Consider the following 8,577-nt stretch of genomic DNA (forward strand, 5'->3'; position numbering starts at 1 on the left):
TGGTCCAGATTGTGCCCGTCGATCGGGCCGATGTAGTAGAAGCCCATCTCCTCGAACAGCGTGCCGCCGGTGACCATCCCGCGGGCGTACTCCTCCGCCCGCCGCGCCGCCGTGCGCAGAGGACGCGGCATGTGGCCGGCCAGATCCTCCGCGAAGTGCCGCAGGGTGAGGAAGGGTTTGGAGGAGATCAGCCGCGAGAGATAGGCCGACAGGGCGCCGACCGGTGGAGCGATCGACATGTTGTTGTCGTTCAACACAACGATCACCCGGCTGTCACCCGAACCGATGTTGTTCATCGCTTCATAGGCCATGCCGGCGCTCATGGCGCCGTCCCCGACCACGGCCACCACATGGTTGCGGCGGCCCAGCCGGTCGCGCGCCACCGCCATGCCCAGCCCCGCCGACATGGCGGTGGAACTGTGCGCCGCTCCGAAGGGGTCGTACGCGCTCTCCGTACGTCTCGTGAATCCGCTCAATCCCCCTCCGGTACGGAGCGTACGGATGCGGTCGCGACGCCCGGTCAGGATCTTGTGCGGGTAGCACTGATGCCCGACGTCCCAGATCAGCCGGTCGGCTGGCGTGTCGAAGACATAGTGCAGCGCCACGGTCAGCTCGACGACCCCCAGCCCGGCGCCCAGATGACCGCCGGTCACCGACACCGCGCTGATCGTCTCGGTTCGCAGTTCGTCGGCCAGTTGCCGCAGTTGGCGTGGTTTCAAGCGGCGCAGATCGACGGGGGTGCGCACCCGGTCGAGCAGAGGCGTCCTGCTGCTCGGGGTCTTGGACTTCATGGCCGGTGCCTCCCCCATTATGGGCCCCATTATGGGCCGTCAACCAATGCAGCGGCCGGCGCAACGGTCCCGCGCGCTGTGGTTTTGCGGCTTGCCAAGGATGAAAGGCGGAGCCGGACCACACCAGAGTCCGGCAAGTATCATACAGTAATCTACCTGCCGTGCGTCTCCGGACGCTCCAAACTGGAGCGCGACGCAATTTCAGGGATAGGCGCATGACGGCGATCCACCAGACGGCGATCCACGATGGAAAGGGCAAGGCGTAACCATGGCCGTTCCCGCGATCCAGGCGGCGCTGGTCGGCGCCTATGTCCTGCACCAGCGCCTCAGAGGCAACCGGCGCTTCCCGCTGGTGCTGATGATGGAGCCGCTGTTCCGCTGCAACCTCGCCTGCGCCGGCTGCGGCAAGATCGACTATCCCGACCCGATCCTGCGCCGCCGCCTGTCGGTGGAGGAGGCCCTGGGCGCGGTGGACGAGTGCGGCGCCCCGGTGGTTTCCATCGCCGGAGGGGAGCCGCTGCTGCATCCCGAGATCCACACCATCGCCGCCGGCATCGTGGCGCGCCGCAAGTTCGTCTATCTTTGCACCAACGCCCTGCTGATGGAGAAGCGGCTCGACCGCTTCACCCCCAGCCCCTTCTTCACCTGGTCGGTCCATCTCGACGGCGGGCGGGAGGAGCATGACAAGGCGGTCTGCCAACCGGGCGTCTACGACCGCGCCGTCGCGGCGATCCGCGCCGCCAAGGCGCGCGGTTTCCGCGTCAACATCAATTGCACCCTGTTCGACGGGGCGGAGCCGGAGAAGGTCGCCGCCTTCCTCGACGAGGCGATGGCCGCCGGCATCGACGCCGTCACCGTGTCGCCCGGCTACGCCTACGAGCGCGCCCCGGACCAGGAGCATTTCCTGAACCGCCGCAAGACCAAGGAGCTGTTCCGCGACGTCTTCGCGCGGGGGCGGGGCCGCAAATGGCGCTTCTCGCAATCGTCCCTGTTCCTGGATTTCCTGGCCGGCAACCGCACCTACCGCTGCTCACCCTGGGGCAACCCGACGCGCAACGTCTTCGGCTGGCAGCGTCCCTGCTACCTGCTGGGCGAGGGCTATGCCCCGACCTTCAAGGCGCTGATGGAGGAGACGGACTGGGACGCCTACGGCACCGGCAATTACGAGAAATGCGCCGACTGCATGGTCCACAGCGGCTATGAGCCGACCGCGGTGGAGGACACGCTGCGCAATCCCTTGTCGGCGCTGGCGGTCAGCCTGCGCGGGCCGCGCACGGAGGGACCGATGGCGCCGGAGATCCCGCTGGACCGCCAGCGCCCGGCGGAGGAGGTCTTCTCACGCCACGTTGCGGACACGCTGCGCCGGATCGAGGCCGAGCGGACCGCCGCCGAATAGGTCGGCGGGAAAGGCTTGGGCCGCCCCGCGCAGTGACGCCAAGGCGCCGCCCAGGTCCCAGGCCAGCCGACCCAGCGCGACGAGTTCGCGGGGGTCGGCGGCCAGCCGCGCCAGCACGGCGCCAGGGGCCATGCGCCCCGCCCCGTCGAGTCCGGCCAGGGCTGCCGTGGGCAGCGCCCGCCACGCCGGGTCGGCGACCGCGCGCAGCACGGCGAAGGGCCGCCCCCATGCCTGGCAGGCCCGCGCGACGGCAAGGCTTTCCAGATCGACCGCCGCGGCACCGGTCAGAGCGCGCAGCCGCGCCTTGTCCCCGACCGTCGCCGCGGGCATCCGCGCCCCCGCCACCAACGCGGAGCGTGCCTGAGGCAAGGCGTCGTGCAGGCGATTCTGCCAGGGCTGGCAGGTTTCATGGACGGTACCGTCCTCATCGACGACAGCCGTCGCTACAACCAGCGAGCCGGGCCGCAGGTCGGGCGCCAAGCCGCCGGCGATGCCGAAGCTGATGAGTCCACAGGCTCCGCCTTCCAACAGCCGATGCGCGGCCACCGCGGCCGCGGCGTCCCCCGTGGCGCAGGCGACGGGCAACCCGCTACGCCGGGCGATACGTGCCTCCAACGCCATGCCGGTGAGGATCGCGGCGGCCATCACGCCTCCCTATGGCGATATCCAGTAACGCAGCGTCAACGCCGTTTCCATGCCATCCTCCCCCACCGTCACGGCGGCGTCGCGGAAACTCGGCGGCGCCAGGAGCACCGGGGCGTCGTTGCCGAATCCGAAGCCTTCCCGCGGCACGCCGAGAAGGTTGCGGTCCAACTGACCGTTGCCGTCCTCGTCGTGATAGACGCGCAACGCGTAGGTCCCCGGCGGCACGTCGGGCACGGCGACGCGCACCGCCCCCTCCGCCGCCGGGGCCGCGACCCGGAAGGCGCAACGCCCCGCCGGGTAGGCCGCCTCCTCGCACACGGCGAGGACGATCTGCCCGTCGCCATTGCGCACGCCCTGAACGGTCACGGTCAGCGCCGCGGCCAAGACCGCCGCTCCTCCTCTCACGCCCGCCCCATCACACCCTGAAGGCGCGGTAGCGGGCCAGCGCCCACAGTGGGAAGCTCGCCGAGTAGCCGTGGTACTTCAGGTAGAAGACGCGTGGGAAGCCCACGGCGGTGAAGGGTTCCTCGCTCCACAGCCCTTCGGCGTTGCGGGCCGACAGCAGATAGTCAACGCCGCGGTCGACCGCCGGGTGGTTGCCCTTGCCGGCCGCCATCAGCCCGAGCAGCGCCCAGGCGGTCTGCGAGGCGGTGGAGACCGGCCCCTCGCCACGCGGGTTGCCGGCCCAATAGCTGGCGCCGTCCTCCCCCCAGCCGCCGTCCGCGCGCTGGTGCGCCAGCAGCCACTGCGCGGCGCGCTGCACGGCCGGTGCTGCATGCGGCACTCCGGCGGCGTTCAGCGCCTCCAACGCCGACCAGGTGCCGTAGACGTAGTTGGTGCCCCAGCGCCCGAACCAGGCGCCGTCGCTCTCCTGCTCGCGCTCCAGGAAGGTCAGGCCGCGGCGGGTCGGCACGGTGTCCCGGCCCTCGCCCAGCCGGGCCAGCATCATGACGCAGCGGGCGGTCACGTCGGAGGTCGGCGGGTCGAGCAAGGCGCCATGGTCGGCGAAGGGGATGTGGTTGAGAAAATCGTGCTGGTTCTCGGCGTCGAAGGCGCCCCAGCCGCCGTTGCGGCTCTGCATGCCGACGATCCAGTCCCGCGCGCGGCGGATCGGTTCGCCATAGCGCTCGGTGTCCAGCCGTTGTAGGGCCATCACCACCATGGCGGTGTCGTCGGTGTCCGGGTAATGGGCGTTGTTGTACTGAAAGGCCCAGCCGCCCGAGGCCAGCCCCGGCCGCTGCCACGCCCAGTCGCCCTCGACATCCAGGATCTGCCGGTCGATCAGCCAATCCGCCCCGCGCCGGGCCGCGGCGCGGGCCTGCGGGTTTCCGGTTTCCAACAAGGCGTTGCAGATGATCGCGGTGTCCCAGACCGGCGACAGGCAGGGCTGGCAATAGACCCGCCCCGGCTGCCGCACCACCAGCCCGCGCAGCGCGCGGCGCGCCGTCGCCGCGTCGGGATGGTCGGGCGGCATGCCCAAGCAATGGAACATCAGCACCGCGTTGACCATCGCCGGGAAGATGGCGCCCAGCCCGTCCTCCCCGTTCAGCCGCTCGGTCACGAAACGCACCGCGCGGTCGATGGCCGTCTGGCGCCCGTTGGCGGGCAGGCGCGGCTCCACCGCGTGCAGGGCGGCGTCGAGCGCGCGGAACAGAGTGGCCCAGCCGCCGCGGCTGTTGTTGCTGTGCCAGTTGCGCACGCGCTCCGGCGGCTCGGTGAACAGTTCCGCGATGCCGATGCCGCGCGGATTGCGGGCCCGCAGCCGGTGCGCCATGACGACCAGAAGCGGGACCACCACCGTCCGCGACCAGTAGGAGATGCGGGAAATGTGGAAGGGCGACCAGGGCGGCAGGTTCATCACCTCCACCGGCATCGCCGGCACCGCCCGCCAGGGGATCTGCCCGAACTGGGCCAGCAGGATGCGGGTGAAGACGTTGCAGCGCGCCGCGCCGCCGCGCGCCAGGATCGCCTCGCGGGCGCGGCGCATGTGCGGCGCGTCGGGGCTGTCCCCCGCGGCCTTCAGAGCGAAATAGGCCTTCACGCTGCAACTGATGTCCATGGCGCCGCCGAAGAACAGCGGCCAGCCGCCGTCCTTGCCCTGCCGCCCGCGGATGAAGGCGGCCAGACCGGCTTCCAGCTCCGGATCGATCTCGTCGAGGATGTGGTGCAGCAGCAGATATTCGGACGGGATGGTGGCGTCGGCCTCCAGCTCGAACACCCAATGGCCATCGGCCTGCTGGCGGCGGATCAGGGCGTCCGTGGCCTCGGCCACGGCGTCGCCCACGGCCTTGGCCGACGGCTCGGCCCGTTGGACCCGCAAGGTTGTGCTTGCGTTGTGGTCTTGCATCGGCGCTCCCGCTTTGCCCCGGTGTTCCCCATGGTGGAGGTATCAGGGTAATGAGGTGCCGCGCTTCGCCCATTGGTTGGAAGTAAGATACGGTAGCGTACGTTGGGTGCCAGAGGTTGTCCTGGCAGACTGCGTACGCTTCAAGGGGAGACGTACAGCGTGACAGAACGGCAAGGTGTCCTGGGCCGGATGGCGGACCTCGGCCGCAGCATGATCGGGGGCCTGGGCGCCCTGTCCTGCCGAAGGCCGCGGGTGACGCTGGCGGTCGGGGTCCTGTTGTCCGTCCTGGCCGGCTGGTATTCCGCCGATAATCTGACGATGAGCACCAGCACGGCGGACATGATCTCGCCGGACACCGCCTTCCGCCAGCACACAGAGGAATACCGGCAGGCCTTTCCCTTCGCCGACGACCAGATTGTCGTGGTGGTGGACAGCCCGTCCCCCGATCAGTCGGACGCCGCCGCTGTACGTCTGGCGGAGCGCATGTCCGCCCGCAGCGACGTGCTGTCGGCGGTGGAGGTGCCGTCCGCCGATCCGTACTTCCGCCAGTATGGTCTGCTCTTTCTCGACACGGAAAAATTGCAGGATCTGGCCACCCGGCTGGCCGGGGCGCAGGCGGCGCTGGGCGCGCTGAACGCCGCTCCCAACCTTCAGGGTCTGGCCGACCTGCTGGACCTGATCCTGACCCACGCGGACGAAGGGGCGCCGGCCACCCCCGCCAATCTCCTCGACCGGCTGGCGGTCAGCACCGCGACGGTGGCGGACGGCCGCCCCGTGCCGCTGTCCTGGACCGGGCTGGTGCAGGCCGCGGAAGAGGAGGACCGGGCAGCCAACCGCCGCTTCGTCCTGGCCCGGCCCATCCTCGACAACAGCTCCTTCGGGCGCGGGCGTCCCGCGGTCACCGCGGTGCACGAGGCCATCGGCGCGGTGATGGCGGAGCCGGTCGGGCAAGGGGTCGAGATGCGGGTCACCGGCGCCGTGCCGCTGCGCCAGACGGAGTTGGACACGGTCGCCAACAGCGCCGGTCTCGCCACCATCCTGTCCTTCATCCTGGTTTCGGCGGTGCTGATCGCCGGGATGCGGTCGGGGCGGCTGATCGCCTGCATCATGGTGGTCCTGCTGCTGGGCCTGACGCTGAGCGCCGGGGCGGCGGCGTTGACCGTGGGGCGGCTGAACCTGATCTCCGTCACCTGCGCGGTGATGTTCTTCGGGTTGGGCGACGATTACGGCGGGCATCTCGGCCTGCGTTACCAGGAGGAGCTGCGCCGCGGCCTGCCGCCGCTGGCGGCCGCCATCGAGGCGGTGCGGGCGGTCGGGCCGGCGCTGGTCCTCAGCACCCTGTGCGCCATCATCGGCTTCCTGTCCTTCGTGCCGACCGCCTATCTGGGACTGGCGGAGTTCGGCATCATCTCCGCCGTCGGCATGGTGGTGGCGCTGCTCATCAGCCTGACCCTTCTGCCCGCGCTGATCGTCCTGCTGCGCCCCGGCCCCGGTGTCCCAGCGCCGGAGCGCGAGGACCGCGGCTTCGCCGGCTGGGTCACCCGCCACCACCGCGCGATCCTCGCCCTGGCCGGGGCAAGCGCCGTTTTGTCCATGGCGGCGCTGCCGCTGGTGCGGCTGGACGTCAACCCGCTGAACCTGCAGGACGAGCGGACGGAGGCCGTCGCCACCTACCGCGATCTCGCCACCACACCGCGCACCTCACCCTATTCCGTCAACATCCTGACGCCGGACCTCGCGGCGGCGCAGGCGCTGGCCGACCGGCTGCGCCCCCTGCCGGAGTCGGGCGGCGTGCGCACCTTCGCCAGCTTCATCCCCAAGGACCAGGAGGCCAAGCTGCCGATCCTGGCGGACATGTCGCTGCTGGTCGGCCCCAGCCTCGCCGCACCCGCCACCCCGGCGGCGCTGGACCAGGGTGGGCTGGAGCGCGCCTTCGCCATGCTGAAGACGGTGCTGGGGGGCTATCGGACGGACAAGGGCGACGGACCGCCCGAGTTGCGCGCCGCCGTGCAGCGCTTCGACGGCGCGCTGGCCCGCATCCAGCCGGGGCAGCTCGCCACGCTCGACGCCGCGCTGACCGGGGGCGTGCCGCCGCTGCTCGAGCGGCTGCGCGAGGGCATGGCGGTGGAGCAGCCGGTGACGGCCGCCGATGTGCCGGACAGCCTGAAGGCCCGCTGGATCGCCGCGGACGGACGCGCCCGCGTCGAGGTGCTGCCCACCCACGACATCTCCGACAGCCGCGAAATGGCCGATTTCGCCGACGCGGTGCTGGCCGTGGCGCCCAACGCCACCGGCGCCCCGGTCACGGTGACGGAGGCGGCCAGGGTCGTCGGCTCCTCCTTTCTGGAGGCGACGGCGCTGACGCTGGTGCTGATGGTGCTTCTGCTGGTCGCCGTCCAGCGCTCGGTGACCGGGATGGTGCTGATCCTGGCGCCGCTGGTCCTGGCCGCCCTGTGGACCATGGCAACGGCCGGGCTGCTGGACATCCCCTTCAACTTCGCCAACGTCATCGTCATCCCGCTTCTGTTCGCGCTTGGCGTGTCGAGCAGCATCCACATGGTTTCGCGCGGGCAGGATCTGGTGCGGGAAGGGGCGTCGGACAGCGCCTTCGGCATCGAGCTTCTGGTGACCAGCACGCCGCGCGCCGTCCTGGTCAGCACGCTGACCACCAGCACCGCCTTCGCCACGCTGGCGCTGTCCAATCACCGCGGGCTGTCCAGCATGGGGGTGCTGCTGGCGGTGTCGATCACCTACACGGTCATCTCGTCGCTGGTGGTTCTGCCGGCGCTGATGATCCTGTGGCACCGCTGGCGGCTGCGTCGCAGACCAGCAGTCCCGGCGCGGTGACCGAGCCGACGATCAGCCGCCCGTTCCACGGGAGGGCGACCGTGGCGGCCGAAAAGCGCCGTCCGTCCTCGTCCAGCAGGATCTCCGTCCCGGCGGGGCCAAGCGCCGCGACGCGGGTCGGTGCCGCAGCCCCGCCCGGCCAGCCGTAGCGGTGCAGCGCCAGCCGGAACGGCGACGGGTGCAGCGCCACCAGCAGGCGTCCGTCCGGGGCCATCATCAGGTTGTCCGGCCCTCCGGAAAGGGCGAGGCGCTCTGGCGGGGCCTGCGGATCGGACAGGCGGTAGACGAGCAGCGCCTCCTCCCGCGTGGCGGCGACGATCAGCCGGTCCTTGGCTTCGTCGGGAAACAGGCCGTTGGCGAAGCCGATCCCGCCGATCAGGACGCGAGCGTTGTTGTTATCGACGAGGCCGACGAAGCCGTGGCGCCCGCCGAAGACGTTGTCCTCGATCACGGCGCTCCAGCCGCAGCCGCCGTGGCTGCTGGTGAACAGGAAACGCTCCCTGTCGAGGAACTGTCTCTTATACACATCTCCGAGCCCACGAGACTATAAC

General features: G+C 70.6%; 7 protein-coding genes. 2 read left to right on the forward strand and 5 right to left on the reverse strand.

Going from position 1 to position 8,577, the window contains the following annotated elements; genetic code table 11:
• Positions 1-791, reverse strand: a 791-nt coding sequence (locus Q4I23_RS27515) for a 1-deoxy-D-xylulose-5-phosphate synthase N-terminal domain-containing protein (protein WP_498528320.1), incomplete at its 3' end; no start/stop codon positions are given.
• A gap of 268 nt (positions 792-1,059) precedes the next feature.
• On the opposite strand from Q4I23_RS27515, the gene hpnH reads away from it, so the two are divergent.
• Positions 1,060-2,187, forward strand: coding sequence for an adenosyl-hopene transferase HpnH (gene hpnH / locus Q4I23_RS27520; protein ID WP_498528321.1), 1,128 nt, complete (start codon positions 1,060-1,062; stop codon positions 2,185-2,187).
• Here the strand turns inward: hpnH and Q4I23_RS27525 are convergent.
• From Q4I23_RS27525 to shc, 3 genes are read right to left on the reverse strand one after another with little or no spacing between them, the layout of a single operon-like run.
• A complete protein-coding gene (locus Q4I23_RS27525; RefSeq protein WP_498528322.1) occupies positions 2,128-2,808 on the reverse strand; it encodes a phosphorylase family protein in 681 nt (226 codons plus the stop codon). The two genes, hpnH and Q4I23_RS27525, sit on opposite strands and share 60 nt — an antisense overlap.
• A 33-nt stretch (positions 2,809-2,841) precedes the next feature.
• Positions 2,842-3,216: a DUF2141 domain-containing protein gene (locus tag Q4I23_RS27530; protein ID WP_498528323.1), complete on the reverse strand. Its 375-nt coding sequence runs from the start codon at positions 3,214-3,216 to the stop codon at positions 2,842-2,844.
• Between the two features lie 31 nt (positions 3,217-3,247).
• Positions 3,248-5,179 (reverse strand): squalene--hopene cyclase, encoded by a 1,932-nt coding sequence (shc, locus tag Q4I23_RS27535; protein WP_498528324.1) that lies wholly within the window; start codon positions 5,177-5,179, stop codon positions 3,248-3,250.
• Between the two features lie 159 nt (positions 5,180-5,338).
• Between shc and Q4I23_RS27540 the strand changes: the two genes are divergently transcribed.
• Complete coding sequence (locus Q4I23_RS27540; protein WP_498528325.1) at positions 5,339-8,026, forward strand: MMPL family transporter; 2,688 nt, start codon at positions 5,339-5,341, stop codon at positions 8,024-8,026.
• On the opposite strand, the gene Q4I23_RS27545 is transcribed toward Q4I23_RS27540, so the two are convergent.
• Positions 7,938-8,552 carry a hypothetical protein gene (locus Q4I23_RS27545; protein ID WP_498528326.1) on the reverse strand — a complete coding sequence of 205 codons (615 nt, stop codon included), beginning with the start codon at positions 8,550-8,552 and terminating at the stop codon, positions 7,938-7,940. The two genes, Q4I23_RS27540 and Q4I23_RS27545, sit on opposite strands and share 89 nt — an antisense overlap.
• Positions 8,553-8,577 lie beyond the last annotated feature (25 nt).

The organism is Azospirillum sp. UFLA03-27 (assembly GCF_059803775.1).

What these genes read in the sequence shown, in the direction of transcription:
- hpnH (WP_498528321.1), top strand. Translation starts at nt 1,060, where the DNA reads ATGGCCGTTCCCGCGATCCAGGCGGCGCTGGTCGGCGCCTATGTCCTG.
- Q4I23_RS27525 (WP_498528322.1), bottom strand. Translation starts at nt 2,808, where the DNA reads ATGGCGTTGGAGGCACGTATCGCCCGGCGTAGCGGGTTGCCCGTCGCC.
- shc (WP_498528324.1), bottom strand. Translation starts at nt 5,179, where the DNA reads ATGCAAGACCACAACGCAAGCACAACCTTGCGGGTCCAACGGGCCGAG.